The organism is Methylocaldum sp. GT1BB (genome assembly GCF_051027545.1).
Lineage (GTDB): Bacteria > Pseudomonadota > Gammaproteobacteria > Methylococcales > Methylococcaceae > Methylocaldum.
Genome location: NZ_CP194902.1, coordinates 2,634,302 through 2,651,176, shown reverse-complemented (window position 1 = coordinate 2,651,176; position 16,875 = coordinate 2,634,302). Strand labels below are relative to the sequence as shown.

19 protein-coding genes are annotated in these 16,875 nt (G+C 59.2%); 4 read left to right on the top strand and 15 right to left on the bottom strand.

The window, feature by feature from the left end:
- Positions 1-4 precede the first annotated feature (4 nt).
- From ACR2TX_RS13290 to ACR2TX_RS13280, 3 genes are read left to right on the top strand one after another with little or no spacing between them, the layout of a single operon-like run.
- Positions 5-871: an HDOD domain-containing protein gene (locus ACR2TX_RS13290; RefSeq protein ID WP_077728981.1), complete on the top strand. Its 867-nt coding sequence runs from the start codon at positions 5-7 to the stop codon at positions 869-871.
- A 5-nt stretch (positions 872-876) separates the two neighbouring features.
- On the top strand, positions 877-2,265 hold the full coding sequence (locus tag ACR2TX_RS13285) for a flagellar hook-length control protein FliK (protein ID WP_434132379.1): 1,389 nt from the start codon (positions 877-879) through the stop codon (positions 2,263-2,265).
- Positions 2,262-2,537 carry an EscU/YscU/HrcU family type III secretion system export apparatus switch protein gene (locus ACR2TX_RS13280; RefSeq protein ID WP_077728979.1) on the top strand — a complete coding sequence of 92 codons (276 nt, stop codon included), beginning with the start codon at positions 2,262-2,264 and terminating at the stop codon, positions 2,535-2,537. The genes ACR2TX_RS13285 and ACR2TX_RS13280 overlap by 4 nt, the downstream gene beginning before the upstream one ends.
- Before the next feature lie 22 nt (positions 2,538-2,559).
- On the opposite strand, the gene queC is transcribed toward ACR2TX_RS13280, so the two are convergent.
- From queC to ACR2TX_RS13205, 15 genes are all read right to left on the bottom strand, one after another.
- Positions 2,560-3,231, bottom strand: coding sequence for a 7-cyano-7-deazaguanine synthase QueC (gene queC, locus ACR2TX_RS13275; protein ID WP_077729114.1), 672 nt, complete (start codon positions 3,229-3,231; stop codon positions 2,560-2,562).
- 8 nt (positions 3,232-3,239) lie between these two features.
- On the bottom strand, positions 3,240-3,881 hold the full coding sequence (gene queE, locus ACR2TX_RS13270) for a 7-carboxy-7-deazaguanine synthase QueE (protein ID WP_077728978.1): 642 nt from the start codon (positions 3,879-3,881) through the stop codon (positions 3,240-3,242).
- A gap of 20 nt (positions 3,882-3,901) precedes the next feature.
- Complete coding sequence (gene ybgF / locus ACR2TX_RS13265; RefSeq protein WP_077728977.1) at positions 3,902-4,753, bottom strand: tol-pal system protein YbgF; 852 nt, start codon at positions 4,751-4,753, stop codon at positions 3,902-3,904.
- A 4-nt stretch (positions 4,754-4,757) separates the two neighbouring features.
- Positions 4,758-5,339, bottom strand: a complete 582-nt coding sequence (gene pal / locus ACR2TX_RS13260) for a peptidoglycan-associated lipoprotein Pal (RefSeq protein WP_077728976.1) — start codon at positions 5,337-5,339, stop codon at positions 4,758-4,760.
- A gap of 84 nt (positions 5,340-5,423) precedes the next feature.
- Positions 5,424-6,713 carry a Tol-Pal system beta propeller repeat protein TolB gene (gene tolB, locus ACR2TX_RS13255; RefSeq protein WP_077728975.1) on the bottom strand — a complete coding sequence of 430 codons (1,290 nt, stop codon included), beginning with the start codon at positions 6,711-6,713 and terminating at the stop codon, positions 5,424-5,426.
- 18 nt (positions 6,714-6,731) lie between these two features.
- Entirely contained in the window at positions 6,732-8,249 is a 1,518-nt protein-coding gene (tolA, locus tag ACR2TX_RS13250; protein WP_077728974.1) for a cell envelope integrity protein TolA, read from the bottom strand.
- Positions 8,246-8,692: a protein TolR gene (gene tolR, locus ACR2TX_RS13245; protein WP_077728973.1), complete on the bottom strand. Its 447-nt coding sequence runs from the start codon at positions 8,690-8,692 to the stop codon at positions 8,246-8,248. Before tolR ends, tolA begins: the two co-directional genes overlap by 4 nt.
- The gene (gene tolQ, locus ACR2TX_RS13240) at positions 8,689-9,366 is read right to left on the bottom strand and encodes a protein TolQ (RefSeq protein ID WP_077728972.1); all 678 of its coding nucleotides are present in this window, start codon (positions 9,364-9,366) and stop codon (positions 8,689-8,691) included. Before tolQ ends, tolR begins: the two co-directional genes overlap by 4 nt.
- Positions 9,356-9,781: a tol-pal system-associated acyl-CoA thioesterase gene (gene ybgC / locus ACR2TX_RS13235; protein ID WP_077728971.1), complete on the bottom strand. Its 426-nt coding sequence runs from the start codon at positions 9,779-9,781 to the stop codon at positions 9,356-9,358. Before ybgC ends, tolQ begins: the two co-directional genes overlap by 11 nt.
- The gene (gene ruvB / locus ACR2TX_RS13230) at positions 9,782-10,810 is read right to left on the bottom strand and encodes a Holliday junction branch migration DNA helicase RuvB (RefSeq protein WP_077728970.1); all 1,029 of its coding nucleotides are present in this window, start codon (positions 10,808-10,810) and stop codon (positions 9,782-9,784) included.
- A gap of 31 nt (positions 10,811-10,841) precedes the next feature.
- Positions 10,842-11,402: a Uma2 family endonuclease gene (locus tag ACR2TX_RS13225; protein ID WP_077728969.1), complete on the bottom strand. Its 561-nt coding sequence runs from the start codon at positions 11,400-11,402 to the stop codon at positions 10,842-10,844.
- A 39-nt stretch (positions 11,403-11,441) separates the two neighbouring features.
- The gene (gene ruvA / locus ACR2TX_RS13220; protein WP_077728968.1) at positions 11,442-12,038 is read right to left on the bottom strand and encodes a Holliday junction branch migration protein RuvA; all 597 of its coding nucleotides are present in this window, start codon (positions 12,036-12,038) and stop codon (positions 11,442-11,444) included.
- Positions 12,035-12,541, bottom strand: coding sequence for a crossover junction endodeoxyribonuclease RuvC (gene ruvC, locus ACR2TX_RS13215; RefSeq protein ID WP_077728967.1), 507 nt, complete (start codon positions 12,539-12,541; stop codon positions 12,035-12,037). Before ruvC ends, ruvA begins: the two co-directional genes overlap by 4 nt.
- A 9-nt stretch (positions 12,542-12,550) precedes the next feature.
- On the bottom strand, positions 12,551-13,297 hold the full coding sequence (locus ACR2TX_RS13210; RefSeq protein ID WP_077728966.1) for a YebC/PmpR family DNA-binding transcriptional regulator: 747 nt from the start codon (positions 13,295-13,297) through the stop codon (positions 12,551-12,553).
- 90 nt (positions 13,298-13,387) lie between these two features.
- Positions 13,388-15,619 (bottom strand): heavy metal translocating P-type ATPase, encoded by a 2,232-nt coding sequence (locus ACR2TX_RS13205; RefSeq protein ID WP_240502425.1) that lies wholly within the window; start codon positions 15,617-15,619, stop codon positions 13,388-13,390.
- Positions 15,620-15,825: 206 nt separating this feature from the next.
- On the opposite strand from ACR2TX_RS13205, the gene ACR2TX_RS13200 reads away from it, so the two are divergent.
- The gene (locus tag ACR2TX_RS13200; protein WP_434132373.1) at positions 15,826-16,875 is read left to right on the top strand and encodes an agmatine deiminase family protein; all 1,050 of its coding nucleotides are present in this window, start codon (positions 15,826-15,828) and stop codon (positions 16,873-16,875) included.

Here is a 16,875-nt window from a genome sequence, read left to right as displayed (position 1 = left end):
CGTAATGACTCTCGAGACGGCAGATACTCTTCAAAACCCATTATTGCAGCTTTGCTACCAGGAAATGCGGGCGAAGAAACTGGTGCTGCCCACGCTCCCCGACATTTCCCTCAAGATACGCAAGGCCATCAACGACGACCGGGCGAATAATTCGAAGATCGCGCGGGTCGTTCAAATCGATCCGGCCATTACCGCACGGCTGATTCATATCGCCAACAGTCCGCTTTATCACGGCCGCAAGAAAATAGAGAGCTGCCCCGAGGCTCTGACGCGACTCGGGCTCAAGGCGGCGCAGCACTTGATCACCACGTTTTCCTTGAAAGCGGTGTTTATCGCCAAGTCGTCCCAGATCCGGAAACGGATGCATGAACTGTGGGCGCACAGCAGCTACGTCGCCGCCATCTGTGCCGTGCTCGCCCATAAGACCAGGGGGTTCGATCCCGATCGGGCGATGCTGGCTGCGCTGGTTCACGATATCGGCACCGTTCCCGTGCTCACCTTCGCCGATCGGCATCCGGAATTGATCGCCGATCCCCGCCATCTCGACCAGGCGATACAAACCTTGCGCGCCCCCGTAGGCGCGATGATCTTACGGAAGTGGAATTTTCCTCCGGATTTCGAAGATGTGACGGTCCACGCCGAAAATTGGTTTCGCGATCACCCCGGCGCTCCGGATTATACGGATCTGGTCATTCTGTCCCAGCTCCACAGCTTCGTCGGCACGCTGCAGATCCACAAATACCCCCGCATGGATGAAATTCCGGCTTATCGCAAACTCATGGAGGGACAAGCGGCGACGGATTTGAGCAAAGACGTGCTCGGTCTTGCCAAGGAAGAAATTTTGCAGATTCAGCAAATGCTTACACGTTGACACAAATGGAAATCCGGCTGTCTGTCCTCGTCCCGACGACTCCCCTGCTTCAAGCCGGGGCGCAGCCGCTAAAGCTCGGGGACATTCTTCGAGCGGTCGTTGAGACACAACTCAAGGACAACAGCTTCCTTCTCCGACTCGACGCCGGCGGCCGCACTCTTACGGCAAACAGCAGCGCGAACCTCCAGCCGGGGCAGATACTCGAACTCGAGGTGGTCAAGCTCGGCACCACGCCCGAGCTTCGCATCGTGCCGCGCGATTCCGGCGCCGATGTGCCGGAATCGACGGTTCAGCAGGCTTTACGCCTGTTCTTGCCGAAACAGGAACCGCTCGCCGATGTGATCCAGGAACTCCACCGCCTAGTCGCGCAGGCCAGACAAACGTCCCCGTTGCCCGTCCCGATCACACAAGCTTTAGAAAAGCTGTTGGCCTCGATCCCGAAAAAATCCGAGTTGGCGACACCCGAGGGCTTGGAAAAAGGTTTATTGAACTCGGGGATATTTCTTGAAGCGAAGCTCGCCGACAATGCCGATTCGTCGGCCGAATTCGCCGATTCGGATTTCAAAGCGCAACTGCTCCGAGTTCTCGATAGGCTGAAGGTGCTTCGGACCAGTGCGGACGCTATCCCCGATACGCCCCGCACTACGGCGGACGGAGGAGAGATTCAAACCCGACCGTTCAGCGCCGATGCCGAAGAGCAAGCGGAACTAACCGAGTTTCGTTTCGAAGACGCCGGCACATCCGAAGATATCGCGCTCGCGGATGAGCGAATCGCGCGAACTGCGGAGCGCGGCGAAAAGGATTCACCGAAACTGCCTGGAGACTCGCAGCTCGCGACGCCGCGCACCCCGGAGCACGAATTATCCACCGCACGCCGCAAGACTCTTCCGTCACCGGACGAACAGAACGAACTCGTGCAGGGGAATGAACGCGGAGCCGAACGTATCGCGCAAAAAGTCGAAGCCGCAATCGCCAGGGTGGTCATGGATCAGCTTGCGTCACTGCCCAGGAACGATGCCGCGCCATCCGTTTGGCAATTGGAAATCCCTTTTACCGATGGACAGCATAAGGACGCGGCAAAACTGCTGATAACCAAGGATGCGAAGCCCGGCAGCGCGGAGAGTCCCGACTCTTGGTCGCTTACGCTGGAATTGCACCCGCCGGGGCTCGGGACGTTCTGTGCGCGCGTCGTCTTGAAGGGCGACCGGATCGACACCTATTTGTGGAGCGACACGGCAACGACATCCGACCTCATCCGCGAGCAGTGCGAACGTCTTAGAGCGCGACTGCATGGCGCAGGGCTAGCCGTAGGTCAACTGACGGCGCTGGATCGACCGCCCGATTCGCCGCGCTCCGAAAATCCCTCCCCGCCGATCCTGGATATCCGCGCATGACCCGGCTGGTCAATCCTCCCGATATCGCCGTCGCCCTGCATTACGACGGAGAGAGCACCCCGCGCGTGACCGCAAAGGGCAAAGGTGCGGTCGCGGAGCAGATCATAGAGCGGGCGCGGCAACACAATATTCCGCTGCACGCGGACGAGGGTTTGGCGAACGTGTTGGCCAAGGTCCCGCTGGGCAATGAAATTCCGCGGGAACTCTATCTTGCGGTGGCCGAAGTGATCGCTTTCGCCTATTCGCTCAGCGGCAAAATGCCGGGCAAATAGCGGAAGCCGAACCATTCGATCTTTAGGATTTATAGCGCGTGGGATCTGAAATACCGGCTTCGGCAAAACCGATTTTTCGGAATCGACACGAGTCGCACGAACCGCAGGCTCGCCCTTCATCGTCGGCCGAATAACATGACACCGTTAAAGCATAATCGATGCCCAAATCTGTCCCGATGCGGATGATTTCGGCCTTTTTGAGCGTGATCAACGGCGCATGTACCTTGAAATGCTTCCCCTCGACACCGGCCTTGGTCGCCAAGTTCGCCAGGCGCTCGAAAGCCTCGATATACTGCGGCCGGCAATCAGGGTAGCCGGAATAGTCGACGGCATTCACGCCTATGAAAATGTCCGCGCTGCCCAAGACTTCCGCCCAGCCGAGGGCGAATGCGAGAAAGACGGTATTCCGCGCAGGTACGTAAGTGACCGGAATGCCTTCCTGCGGAGTCTCCGGCACGGCGATGCGGGTGTCGGTGAGCGCCGAGCCGCCGAACTCGCCGAGACCTATTCGGATAATCTTGTGCTCGATCGCGCCGCAGCTCTGCGCCACGCGCCGGGCGGCATGGAGCTCCGCGCCATGGCGCTGTCCGTAATCGAAACTGAGGGCGTAACACTCGTATCCTTGCGACTTCGCGATAACCAGAGTCGTCGCCGAATCGAGTCCGCCGGAGAGCAAAACAACCGCTTTTTTCATCATCGTCATCACCGTCCGGGTGTGTCGCCCCAGAGGATCTTGTGTAGCTGTACTTGGAAACGAACCGGCAAACGGTCGCGCAAAATCTTGTCGGCGAGTTCCGCTGGATCTTGCGCGCCCATGGCCGGCGAGAAGAGCACTTCGCAACGATCCGACAAGCCGTATTCATCCATCTTGGCCTTTGCCCATTGATAATCGGCCTCGTTCATGATGACGAACTTGAGCTGATCCTTCCGATCGAGATAGTTCAGGTTGCGATAGAGATTCCTCGACTCTTCGCAGGACGAAGGCGTCTTGAGGTCCAGAACCTTGACGACTTTCGGGTTGACGTCCGACACGTCCAGAGCCCCGCTGGTTTCCAGCGAAACCTCATAGCCTTTCTCGACCAGCGCATCCAGCAAGACGAGACACCCGCGCTGCGCCAACGGCTCGCCCCCTGTGACGGTCACATAACCCGGATGGTAGGTCCCAACTTCAGCCACGATTTCGTTGATGGACATCTTTTGGCCGCCGGTAAAGGCGTAAGCCGTGTCGCAATACACGCAACGCAGCGGACATCCCGTCAAACGGACGAAGACCGTCGGCAATCCAACGGTGCGGGACTCCCCTTGCAGGGAGTAGAAGATTTCGGTTACTCGAAGTTGATTCACTAATCAGGCGCTGCCAAAAATCAGCGCTTTGCTTCTTGCCGTAGCTTATCCAGCCGTTTCTCCGCCATCTTTGCGGCGCTGGAATCGGGATAACGCTTGACGACCTCGGTCAGCAGTTCCTTCGCGTTCGCCTTCTGGCCGATTTCGTACTCGATGAAACCGATTTTCAACAGAGCGTCCGGCACTTTGCTGCTCTGTGGAAAGTCCTTGATCAGTTTCCGGAAAATGTCGCGCGAAGTATTGAAATCGCGGCTGACATAATACGCTTCCGCAAGCCAGTAGTGCGCATTGTCCGCGTATTCGCCGGTCGGATAGGCCGCGATGAAGTTTTTGAATTCCTTGACCGCTTCCGGATATTTTCCTTCTTTCAATGTATTGAAAGCCTTTTGATAGGCCGCCTGGCGATTTCCCGGATCGCCAGGCGAAACGGGCGCTTGTGGCGCCGGTGCCTGAGACGCGGTCGCTTCCGTCGGGGCCGCGCCATCGGGCGAAGCGGACTGATCGAGGGGCGCCTGCGGCGCAGCGGAACCGCCGGCGGACAACTGCTGCATACGCTGGTCCAAGTCCGTATACATAGCCTGTTGCTGGTTTTTCAGCTCTTCGAGCTGATGGGCAAGCTCCTCGTTTTCCCCGCGGAGCTTGAGGACTTCAGCCTGCAACTGCTCCATCCGATTGAACATTTCGATCAAGGTGTTTCCCGAGAGACGCCTCTCCAACTGAGAGACGCGCTCCTCGAGGGTAGCCACCCCGTAGCCGGTTTGATTTTGATCGTACCTTCGATCGTATATCTGGTCGTACTGCTGGGCACTCGAAATCGTCGCATGCAGCGATCCCAAAAACAGCAATGTGAAAACCGGCTTTTTTAGATGCATACGGTTAACGTCCCGAATAGGAAATTTCCACCCGACGATTCTGCTGCCAAACCGATTCGTCGTGACCCGATACGGCAGGTTTTTCCTCGCCGAAGCTGACCACTTGGACCTGGCCATCATTAGCGCCCTGGAACTGCATCATCTTGGCTACGGCCTTGGCCCGCTGCTCGCCCAACGCGATGTTGTACTCGGGAGAGCCCCGCTCGTCCGCATGTCCTTCCAGAATGATGTTGCGCTCCGGATGGGAAGCCAGATAATTCGCATGAGCACTGACGACCTGCTGATACTCCGGCAGCACTTCGTAGCTATCGTACATAAAGTAGATGACTCGCTTGGACAACGGACTGGACGGATCATCCAGCATCGGATCGCCGGTCCCGCCCGCACCCGGACCGTAACCGGCGCCGCCCGGACCGTATGCGCCGCCATCCGTGCCTTCGCCGTACTTGCTGATCTGCGGGCCGCCGGGCCCGCCCTCCATGCCCGCTTCGGCGCCGGCCTCCTCTTGCACGCCGCCTTTCGAGCTACAACCGTTAAGGACAAGAGACATCATAGCGACAACCAATGCAGTCTTGACAAGTTTCATCTGTTTTCCCCACTAGCAAGATAAAAATCGACCTACTGTTTTTTCTAAGCTTCCGCCCTTCTCACGAAACCCGCCAACGCCGCCTTACGGGGACCACGCCGGCTCGCGCACTTGTCCGCTGTCGATACGAAGGCTCTGCTGAACCCTGCCGTCTATCGAAACGGCTGCCAACTGCCCTACTCCGCCGCTCTTCGAGGCGTAAAGAATCATGCTCCCGTTAGGCGCAAAACCCGGCGATTCGTCCAGACGCCCCTTGGTTAGCACGCGCAATGTACGGGTCTGCAAATCCATCACGGCGATCCGGTAATCGCCGCCATTGCCGTGGACCATCGCAATGCTGCGTCCGTCGGGCGAGAACACTCCGCGCGCATTGTATTCTCCCTCGTAGGTCAAGCGCTGCGCCGGCCCCCCGGAGGAAGACACGAGATAGAGCTGCGGTTTCCCGCCTCGATCCGACGTGAATACGATGCTCCCGCCATCCCGCGACCAGTTCGGCTCGGTATCGATGCCGATATGATCCGTAATTCGGCGCAAAGAGCGGGACGCCAAATTCATCACGTAAACATCAGGGTTGCCATCCTTGGAGAGGGTCATAGCCAATTGAGAGCCATCCGGAGACCAGGCCGGCGCCCCGTTGATGCCGGGCGCGTCGGACACCTTCTGACGTTCGCCCGTCGCAAGGGTCTGGATGAAGATGGCCGAGGTCTTGTTCTCGAACGACACGTAAGCGATCCGCTTGCCGTCCGGCGACCAGGCCGGGGACATGATCGGTTCGACCGAGCTGATGATGGTTTGCGGGTTATACCCGTCGGTATCGGCGATTTGGAGACGGTACTGCCGATCGCGAGGGCCGCTGCCGGTCACGGTTACGTACGCCACGCGAGTAGCGAACGCGCCGGGCTCGCCGGTCAACTGCTGATAAATGACGTCGGCGATACGGTGCGCGGTGCGGCGCGTCTCCGGCGCATTGAACGGGATTCTGGCGCTGGTCAGCAGCGTACCTTTTATCGAGTCGTACAGGAAAAACTCGGCCTCGTACTGGCTGCCGGCACCGGGCTGTACCCGCCCTATGACCAGATGATCCTGCCCCAACACTTGCCAGGTGCGGAATCGAACCTGCTCCGGCGACGTCGGCGTTTCCAGCATTTCGCTTTCCGGCAAAGGTTTGAAGCGTCCGCTACGTGCGAGATCAGCCGCGATGATGCTGCCGATGTTGTCGCCCGGCAAAATCTGCTGACCGAAAGGCACCACGGCGATCGGCATGGCGCCTTCGACGCCCTGAGTAATTTCCACGTTTAGCTCGGAGCGCGCCCAACCACTGAAGAGCGTGAGAAAGACGCTCAAAAAGAAAACGCTGCGAAATCGTCTATTCATCAAACACCTGGACAAGAATTATTCGGGCTTGAATGTGAACTTAAATGCTCGAAGTTGTTCCGCCACCTTCGGGTCAGAAGGCCATGGCAAAGGCGATGCTTTGCGCACGGCAGCCTCGGCGGATCGGTCGAACGTGGAGTCGCCGCTACTGCTGACCACTTGGACATCAGCCACCTCACCGCCCGGCAGCAAGCGGACTTGAATTATACAGGACAGCCCGCTCTTGGCGGACGGCGGACGAAGCCATGAGCGCGTAACTTTCGGCTTGATGTACGTATTCGCCCAGTCGCTCGCCGCTTTCTTGGCTTGCTGTTCCATCGCGGCTCGGTGTTCTTCCTCGAGCTGCTCGCGCAATGCCAATTCGCGCTCCGCCTGTAGCCGGCGGGCCTCTTCCTCGGCCTTCCGTTTCGCCTCGGCTTCGGCCTTCCGGCGCGCTTCTTCTTCGGCTTTCCGCTTTGCCTCCAGCTCGGCTTTTCGCTTCGCTTCCGCTTCGGCTTTCTGTTTGGCTTCGAGCTCCGCTTTCCGTTTTGCTTCGGCCTCCGCTTTCTGTCTAGCTTCCAATTCGGCAGCTTTCCGTTTCGCCTCGGCTTCCGCCTTTTGTTTGGCCTCCAATTCGGCCTTCCGCTTCGCTTCCGCTTCGGCCTTGAGTTTGGCTTCCAGTTCAGCTTTGCGTTGCGCTTCAGCCTTTTGCTTGGCATCCAACTCGGCTTTCCGTTTTGCCTCGGCTTCCGCCTTTTGTCTGGCTTCCAGCTCGGCTTTTCGCTTCGCGTCGGCTTCGACTTTCCGTTTGGCTTCCAACTCGGTCTTCCGTTTCGCTTCCGCTTCGGCTTTCTGTTTGGCTTCGAGCTCCGCTTTCCGTTTCGCCTCGGCTTCCGCCTTCTGCTTGGCTTCCAACTCCGCCTTCTGTTTTGCCTCGGCCTCCGCTTGACGCTTGGCCTCAGCCTCGGCTTTTTGTTTAGCTTCGACTTCGGCCTTTCGCCTCGCCTCCTCTTCAGCCCGGCGTCTGGCTTCGAGCTCGGCCTGACGGCGATCTTCCTCCTGGCGTTTCTTCGCTTCCGCCTCCGCTTTGCGCAACGCCTGTTCTTCCGCCTTGCGCTTGGCTTCCAGCTCAGCTTGCCTGGATTCGTCGGCCTTACGCTTCTGGTCGGCGAGGCGCTTGGCCTCCTCCAGGCGTTTTCTTTCCTCCGCCTCGGCTTTGCGCTGAGCTTCCAGTTCGGCTTGCCGCTTGGCATCTTCGTCCTGTTTGCGCTTCAATTCTTGGGCTTCGGCCTGCTCCCGGCGTTCGGCCTCTTCTTGGACGCGCCGCTCCTCTTCCAGCTTTTCCTGACGGGCCTGCTCCTCGCGCCGCCTGGCTTGCCGTCCCCGCTCGATCTGGAATTCGTCGACCGCTGTCGCCTGAATGATTTCCGGCTGGGGCGGCTGCGCGACCGGCGTGACGGAATCGAACTGAACCGCAAAAAGAAGGATCAGAACAGCGTGTAGCGCCACCGATAGCCCGAACGGACCACGGTAGCGTTTGGAATGGGAACGACTCATTCGTCCTCGGCCGGGCCCGTCATCAATCCGACGCTCGGTACGCCCGCGTTTTTGAGCGAGGCCATGACCATCACGACTTTGCCGTAATCCACGGTCTTGTCGCCCCGAATCAAGACCGAGAGCCCCGGTTTTTTCTGGAGAGCATCCATGACTCTGGCGGTAAGCGCGTCGGAATCGACCTCGACGTCCTCCTGATTGCCGGCATCCACGAACAAGCGGCCTTCGGCATTGATCGATACGATGATGGGCAGATCCTGCTGCGGATCGACGGTTCTGGCCTCGGCTTGGGGAAGATCCACGTCCACCCCGGTTTGAAGCAGCGGCGCCGTCACCATAAAAATGATCAAGAGCACCAAAGAGACGTCGATATAAGGAACGACATTGATTTCGGCCATGGGCCTGCGGCGACGGCCGCGCCCGCTTCCCCCGGATGATACGTTCATTTTGCGTGCGCCTGACGATGCAATAAGCTCAGGAATTCTTCGGTGAACGCTTCGTACCGATTGGCCAGCCGCCCGATATCGGTCGAATAGCGGTTATAGGCCATGACCGCCGGAATCGCGGCGAACAAGCCCATGGCAGTCGCCACCAGCGCTTCGGAAATGCCGGGCGCCACCATGGCCAGGGTCGCCTGCTTGACGCTGCCGAGCGACCGGAACGAGTTCATGATGCCCCACACGGTACCGAACAGTCCGACGTAGGGACTCGTGGAACCGACCGTGGCGAGAAACGGCAAGCGCTCGTCCAGGCTCTCCAATTCGCGGTTCAGGGCCACGCGCATCACCCTCTGCGTTCCCTCCATCACCGCATCGGGACCGATGTTCGGCTGTTGCCGCAGCCGCGCGAATTCCTTGAATCCGGCCATGAAGATATTTTCGAGCCCTTCCGTCCCCAGATCCTCTCGGGTCAATTGGCGGTAGAGATCGGCAAGATCTATCCCCGACCAGAAGCGTTCTTCGAACTCCTCCGAAGTCTCCTCGGCGCGCCTGATCTCCTTGTATTTCGAAAAAATGAAGGTCCATGAAATAACCGATGCCAAAACCAGAATGAGCATAACGATCTGGACCACCGGGCTCGCTTCGGTGATTAACTTGAATATGGAGAGTTCAGAGGTCATTTTTTAACCGTTGCAATAAAAAATCAGGAATGGCCGTGGGCCGGAAGGTTTCGGCGACGAGACAGACGACGCGCACCCGCGCCTCGCACACGAGTTCGTTATCTTGCCGTACCGCCAGTTGTTTGAACGTCAAGCTCGCCGACTTCAACTGCTCCACTTCGGCAGACACCCAGAGCATCTCGTTGAACCGTGCCGCTTTCACGTAGTCGATCTGCATCGAGCGAACGGCGAACAAGATCCCATGTCGGGTCCGAAGGTCATCCTGCTCGAAACCCAACGAACGCAAAAACTCGGTCCTTGCCCGCTCGAAAAATCTGAGATAGCTGGCGTGATAAACCACGCCGCCGGCATCGGTGTCTTCGTAATATACGCGGACGGGCCAGCGAAACCCGCTTTGTTCGGAAATATCCCCCAACTAAAAGAGCTCCTCGTTCACATTGAGCGCCTTCGGCGGCTCCAGACCGAAATGAAGGTAAGCCGTGCGCGTCGCAACCCTCCCCCTCGGCGTGCGCATGATGAAGCCTTGCTGAATCAAGTAAGGCTCCAGAACGTCCTCTATGGTGCCGCGCTCTTCGCTGATCGCGGCGGCTATGTTGTCTAGCCCTACCGGACCGCCCTCGAATTTCTCGATCATGGTGCGGAGCAGCTTGCGATCGAGCTGGTCGAAGCCGTTATGGTCGACGTTCAGCATTTCCAGCGCCTTGCCGGCCACCTCGACGGTGACTCTTCCGTCCGCCATGACTTCGGCGAAATCGCGAACTCGCCGCAACAGCCGGTTGGCGATGCGCGGCGTTCCGCGCGACCGGCGCGCGATTTCGCGGGCACCTTCGGGGCTCATTTCAACGCCGAGGATTTTCGCCGAGCGGGTGACGATCCGGGTCAATTCCTCCGGCGTGTAGAACTCCAGGCGGTGGACGATCCCGAATCGGTCACGCAAGGGCGAAGTCAAAAGTCCGGCCCGGGTAGTCGCACCCACCAGGGTAAACGGCGGGATATCCAGCTTGATCGAACGCGCAGCCGGACCTTCGCCGATCATGATGTCGATCTGGTAATCCTCCATCGCCGGGTAGAGAACCTCCTCCACCATCGGGCTCAAGCGATGGATCTCGTCGATGAAAAGAACGTCGCGCGGCTCCAGATTGGTCAGCAAAGCCGCCAAATCCCCCGCCTTTTCCAGAACCGGCCCCGAGGTCTGGCGTAGGCTGACGCCCATCTCGTTGGCGATGATGTTGGCCAGGGTTGTTTTGCCGAGTCCCGGCGGACCGAAAATCAGAACATGATCCAAAGCTTCGCGTCGCGCCAGGGCCGCTTGAATGAAGATCGCCATCTGCTCGCGCATGGCCGCCTGGCCGATGTAGTCGTCCAGACGGCGCGGACGTATGGCGCGGTCGACTGCGTCTTCGTCCGGGGAGCCGGCGGGATTGATGAGACGGTGGGTAGGCATAGTTATAAATACGGTCTATTTTGAGCGGCAATTACTCCGCCCACAGTTCCCCCAACGCCCATTCGACGGCTTCGAAAGGCGGAACGGAAACCCGGCTGTCGCCGGCATGGGTCTGTACCAGCAACCAGCGCCCCTGCTGGTTTTCGTAAGCCTCGAGAACCCGCGTGTCAGGGTCGACCAGCCAGGCATGAGCTACGCCCAGGGAGCCGTAGAGCGGCAGCTTTTCGGCGCGGTCGTCGCGGGCCGTAGACGGCGACAGCACTTCGCAAACCCAGTCCGGTACGCATTCGAACCAGGCGGCATCGGGCAAGCGGGGCATTCGCTCCCGTCGCCATCCGGCCAGGTCCGGCACCAGGACGTGCCCACCGAGATGAAGCTCCGGCTCGTCCAAAATCCACCAGCCTCCGGGGCCGCCATCACCCAAATCGAAAGGACCGCCGATCCGAACCCCGAGATTCGATGACGCCCGCGCATGACGCGGCGCCGGACGGGGATGGGTGATCAGGCGCCCGTAAACGATTTCTCCCACCAAATTGGGCGGAAGGGCGAGAATGTCTTCGTAGGTCGCGGGTTTAATCGCTGGATTCGCCATGGCTGCTCGGATTCTATCGTATCAAAGTTCAGCCGGTTTTTACTTCGCCGCGGACTGCAAGGCTGAACGAATGATCTCCTCGCTGCTCTTGCCGTCGACCGGAACCTTCCGCACCAGGCTGTTGGCATCCTGCGGCTTGAATCCTAAAGCGATCAATGCGCTGACCGCATCGTCCACCGGACTCGCCGCCGGTGCCGGCAGGGTTCCCGCGCCGGGCAGATGAACCGTGGGCAGCTCGGGCAGACGGTCCCGCATTTCGATGATCAAGCGTTCCGCGGTTTTCTTGCCGACCCCCGGCAAGCGCACCAGACGGGCGGCGTCCTGCGCTTCCACGCAACGGTGGAACTCTTCGGCGCTCAAACCCGACAGAATCGCCAGGGCGAGCTTCGCACCGACGCCGCTGACACGGATCAGGCTGCGGAACAGGGCGCGCTCCGCCTCGGATACGAATCCGAACAGGCTGTGGGCGTCCTCGCGGATCGCCAGATGGGTGTACAGCGTCACCTCTTCGCCGATCTCCGGCAGCTTGTAGAAGGTCGACATCGGCGCGTCGATCTCGTACCCGACGCCGCGCACGTCCAACAAAAGAGAAGGCGGCTTTTTGGCGACCACCAAACCGCGCAAAAATCCGATCATCGCATCACAACTCCGGCCAGCCGCAGACGCCGCAAGGTCTGCCGGTGGTGGATATGGCACAAGGCCACGCCCAAAGCATCACTGGCGTCCAATTGCAGCGGCGAAGAAAATTTGAGCAGGAAACGCACCATGTGCTGGACTTGCAGCTTGTCCGCACTGCCTTTTCCGACCAGGGCCTGCTTCACCTGCCGCGCGGCATATTCATGAACCGGCAATCCCGCCGCAAGGCCCCCGCAGATGGCGGCTCCCCTGGCCTGCCCGAGCTTCAGAGCCGAATCGGCATTCTTGTGCATGAACACTTGCTCGATGGCCAGTTCGTCGGGCCGGAATTCGAGCGCGATTTTATAGACCCCGTCATAGATTTGCTTGAGGCGTTCGGGAAAATGATCCGTTTCCGTGCGAATACACCCACAGGCAATCAAGACGGGTCCTTTATCGCTATCGCGAACGACGCCGTAGCCGGTACGGCGTGACCCCGGGTCCAGTCCCAAAACGACCGTCACATCGCCTCTTTATCCGATCTGGGCGAGGATGTCCTCGCTGATATCAGCATTGGAATAAACATTTTGTACGTCGTCCAAATCTTCCAGACGCTCCAGAAGGCGGATCATCTTCTCCGCGTCGTCCTTGTCCAAGGCCACGCTGGTGCTGGCTCGCATAGTCACCTCGGCGCTCTCTGGCGCGAGCCCGGCTTGCGCGAGCGTATCGCGCACCGTCTCGAACTGATCCGGAGCGACCAGCACATCGATCGAACCGTCGCCGTTGCTGATCACATCGTCCGCGCCGGCTTCGAGCGCGGCCTCCATCACCCGGTCCTCTTCGACGCTCGCCGGATAACTGATGATGCCGGTCTTCGAAAACAAATAGGCCACGGAGCCGTCGGTGCCCAAGTTGCCGCCCGCCTTGGTGAAGGCATGGCGCACTTCCGAAACCGTGCGATTGCGGTTGTCGGTCAGGCAATCCACCATTACCGCAATGCCGCCGGGGCCGTAGCCCTCGTAGCGCACTTCCTCGTAATTGTCGCCTTCGCCAGCACCGGTACCTTTCTTGATGGCCCGTTCGATGGTGTCCTTGGACATATTGGCGGTGAGGGCCTTGTCCATCGCCGCCCTAAGGCGCGGGTTATTCGCGGGATCGCCGCCTCCGTTCCGGGCCGACACGGTGATCTCCCGAATCAGCTTGGTGAACAGCTTGCCGCGCTTGGCGTCTTGAGCGCCCTTGCGATGTTGGATGTTGGCCCACTTGCTATGACCTGCCATTGATTAACTTACCTCCGCTTCAGCTAAAACCGTGCCGAAAAACCGGAGAATTCTACCACCATTGCTATAGAAGCGAGCGGGCCCGGTCCGTCAAAAATACCGCAAGCGGTTGGCATTGCTCACCACCGTCACCGAGGACATCGCCATGGCTGCGCCGGCGATCATGGGATTGAGCAGGATTCCGAAAACCGGATAGAGAAAACCGGCGGCGATCGGAATAGCAAGCGTGTTGTAGATAAAGGCTCCGAACAGATTCTGCTTGATGTTGCGCACCGTGGCCCGCGACAGCTCCATGGCCTCGGCTACTTTCAGGAGCGAACCGCCCATGATCACCACGTCGCCGCTTTCTATGGCGACATCGGTGCCGGTGCCGATCGCCAGCCCCACGTTGGACTGGGCCAAGGCCGGTGCATCGTTGATGCCATCGCCTACCATGCCTACGATCTCCCCGGCCTCCTGCAAGGCTTTCACGACAGCAGCCTTATCCTGGGGAAGCACCTGCGCGCGTACCTCGTCGATGCCGGCCTCGGCGGCAATCGCCTTGGCCGTGACCTCGTTGTCGCCGGTTACCATGAGCACCCGTACGCCCATGGATCTCAATCGCGCAACGGCTTGCTTGGAATCCGCCTTGATCGGATCGGCCACCGAAAGCAGCCCGACCACGGTTCTGTCGACCGCCAACAGGACGGGGGTTTGCCCCTCGCTAGCCAACTCGGTCAAGCGTTCGGCGAAACGTCCGCAATCGATTCCCTGTTCGGCCATCAAGGTCAAATTACCCAACAGTACGGCACGGTTTTCGATGAGACCCGAAACGCCATGACCCGCAACCGCCGCGAATCCCGTAACCGGCAGGAGAGTGCCGTTCTTCTCGGCGGCCGCCGCCAGAATCGCCGCGGCCAGGGGATGCTCGGACCCGGTTTCGAGACTCGCCGCCCATTGGAGTACCTGTTCCTCGGTCCAATCCTGAGAGGTCTCGATTCGAACCAGACGCGGTTTGCCCTCGGTCACCGTTCCGGTTTTGTCCAGCACGATGCAGGTCAGTTTCCCCGCCGATTGAAGCGCGTCGCCGTTGCGGATGAGGATGCCCTTCTGCGCCGCCTTTCCGACCGCCACCATGATGGATATCGGCGTAGCCAGCCCCAAGGCGCAGGGACAGGCGATTACCAGCACCGTCATGGCCGTGACGAAGGCGTAGCCGAGCGCCGGGGCCGGCCCGGCCGTCCACCAAACCAGGAAGGTCAGCAGCGAAACCGCCACGACTGCCGGAACGAACACGGAAGCAACACGGTCCACGAGGCGGGCGATTTCCGGCTTGCTCGCCTGCGCCTTTCGAACGCTGGCGATGATTTGCGCCAATACGGTGTCGCGCCCGATCCGGGTTGCCTTGAACAGCAGCGTTCCAGACTGATTGAGCGTGCCGGCGACGACTTCGTCTCCCACGGTTTTCTCGACCGGCATGGGTTCGCCGGTGAGCATGGATTCGTCCAGGCTGGAATGACCCTCGATGACGACGCCGTCCACCGGGATTTTTTCGCCCGGCCTCACCCGCAAGGTTTCATCCAGACCAACCTCCGCGATGGGAATATCGATCTCTTGACCATCCCTCAACACGCGTGCCGTTCGCGGCTGAAGACCGATCAACTGACGGATTGCGGACGACGTTTTGCCGCGGGCGCGCATTTCCAGGGCGCTTCCCAGGTTGATGAACGCCAGAATGATGGTCGCCGCTTCGAAGTAGGCGTGCCGCGCCAGCATCGGCAGGCTGTCGGAAAAGAAAATGGCCATGGTCGAGTAGAACCAGGCGGCGCCGGTGCCGAGCGCGATCAGGGTATCCATATTGGCCTGGCGATGCTGCAAACTCTTGATCGCCCCCCTGAAGAAATGGCCGCCTGAGAAATACAGAACCCACAACGTGACCATGGAAACGATCAGCCACACGCCGCGGGCGGTCGGCTCCCCCAGCATAGGAAACCATCCGAAGTGCTCTACCAGCATCAAAGGCGCGCCGACCGCGCCGGCGACGGCGGCCTTGTTGAGCAGCGTATGGTAACGGGCGGTTTCCAGCGCCTCCTGTTCGGCCGGATCTTCCAATCCCTCCATTACCGCCGCATCGTAACCCGCATCCTGCACGGCCTTGCGCAAGACGTCCGGGTCCACGTTCCCTCGCACCAGAGCGGAATGATCGGCAAAATTGACATCGGCGGAAAACACATTGGGCAGCGAGCGCAGCGCGGTCTCGACGGCCTCGACACACCCGGCGCAGCGCATGCCGGAGACGGAAAGGCGGATAGTTTTCGATTCGGGATGGAGAGTCGATGCCATAGTGTTCTCTATGAAAAAAAGCTCTTGTGCGGAATTAATACCCTTTCGCCGCCATTATTTTTATCGGCTGTCCAGCGGAGTTGCTGTCCGCATAACGTATTGGGCCGTGCCTAATACCCCGCTACCGTATACCAAACCGAGCGCCCCCGCTACTACGGATGTTTTACGGTACAATAATCGGTTTTTCCGGAACCGATATTCTGACCGTGACATCATCACTTTTATCCGTTTTGGTGCCCGAATGGGCGGAGCAATCAGCGGTTTTGATCGCTTGGCCTTATTCTCAAGGCGATTTCGAGCCGTGGCTAAATGCGGTCGAAAAAACATACGACCTGATCGCACTCGAAATCGCTAGCCGTGAAACTGTGATTATTATTTGCCGGGATGATGCCCATCAAAGGCATATCCATCAACGGTTGGCGGCATGCGCCGCGAATCTCGACCGGGTTCGGTTCGCTCAGATGTCTTACGACGACGTGTGGGTGCGGGATACGGCGCCGCTCACGCTAGCAACCGAACAAGGCGTAAGGCTTATCGACTTTCGCTTCAACGGATGGGGCGGAAAATATCCGCACGAGGCTGATGCCCGATTGGCTCAGCACCTCCACGCGTCTGGATTGCTTGGCGACATCCCGATGGATAGAGTCGACTTTACATTAGAAGGCGGAAGTGTGGAATCGGACGGTGAAGGCACGATCATGACAACCAGCCGCTGCCTGCTCAATCCCAACCGCAATCCGGAACTGACGCGCGAACAAATCGACAATCGGCTGAAAACCAGCCTCGGCGCCAACCGTATTCTTTGGCTCGACCATGGCCATGCCGAGGGCGACGATACCGATGCCCATATCGATACCCTGGCCCGCTTTTGTTCGGCAGATACGATCGCCTACACCGCCTGCAACGATCCCGGCGATCCGCTATACGACGAATTCAAAGCGATGGAAAATCAACTGCGAACCTTCGTCACGTTTTCGGGTCAATCTTATCGCTTGATACCTTTAAATATTCCGCAACCGATTTTCAGCGAAGAAGGCGATCGATTGCCGGCGACTTACGCCAATTTTCTAATCATCAATGGAGCCGTTCTAGTCCCTGTATATGACGATCCGGCGGACTCCGAAGCTGTGGCGCGTTTGGCCGATGCCTTTCCGGATCGCGAAATCGTGGGCATACCTTGTATACCGCTCATCCGACAATACGGCAGCCTGCACTGCATGACCATGCAGTTTCCGAGAATAGTTCGAGTAACCTGA

Bases quoted from the DNA above. Each gene is read 5' to 3' on its own strand.
- ACR2TX_RS13290 (WP_077728981.1), top strand. From the start codon at position 5: ATGACTCTCGAGACGGCAGATACTCTTCAAAACCCATTATTGCAGCTT.
- ACR2TX_RS13285 (WP_434132379.1), top strand. From the start codon at position 877: ATGGAAATCCGGCTGTCTGTCCTCGTCCCGACGACTCCCCTGCTTCAA.
- ACR2TX_RS13280 (WP_077728979.1), top strand. From the start codon at position 2,262: ATGACCCGGCTGGTCAATCCTCCCGATATCGCCGTCGCCCTGCATTAC.
- queC (WP_077729114.1), bottom strand. From the start codon at position 3,231: ATGAAAAAAGCGGTTGTTTTGCTCTCCGGCGGACTCGATTCGGCGACG.
- ybgF (WP_077728977.1), bottom strand. From the start codon at position 4,753: ATGCATCTAAAAAAGCCGGTTTTCACATTGCTGTTTTTGGGATCGCTG.
- pal (WP_077728976.1), bottom strand. From the start codon at position 5,339: ATGAAACTTGTCAAGACTGCATTGGTTGTCGCTATGATGTCTCTTGTC.
- tolB (WP_077728975.1), bottom strand. From the start codon at position 6,713: ATGAATAGACGATTTCGCAGCGTTTTCTTTTTGAGCGTCTTTCTCACG.
- tolA (WP_077728974.1), bottom strand. From the start codon at position 8,249: ATGAGTCGTTCCCATTCCAAACGCTACCGTGGTCCGTTCGGGCTATCG.
- tolR (WP_077728973.1), bottom strand. From the start codon at position 8,692: ATGAACGTATCATCCGGGGGAAGCGGGCGCGGCCGTCGCCGCAGGCCC.
- tolQ (WP_077728972.1), bottom strand. From the start codon at position 9,366: ATGACCTCTGAACTCTCCATATTCAAGTTAATCACCGAAGCGAGCCCG.
- ruvB (WP_077728970.1), bottom strand. From the start codon at position 10,810: ATGCCTACCCACCGTCTCATCAATCCCGCCGGCTCCCCGGACGAAGAC.
- ACR2TX_RS13225 (WP_077728969.1), bottom strand. From the start codon at position 11,402: ATGGCGAATCCAGCGATTAAACCCGCGACCTACGAAGACATTCTCGCC.
- ruvA (WP_077728968.1), bottom strand. From the start codon at position 12,038: ATGATCGGATTTTTGCGCGGTTTGGTGGTCGCCAAAAAGCCGCCTTCT.
- ACR2TX_RS13210 (WP_077728966.1), bottom strand. From the start codon at position 13,297: ATGGCAGGTCATAGCAAGTGGGCCAACATCCAACATCGCAAGGGCGCT.
- ACR2TX_RS13205 (WP_240502425.1), bottom strand. From the start codon at position 15,619: ATGGCATCGACTCTCCATCCCGAATCGAAAACTATCCGCCTTTCCGTC.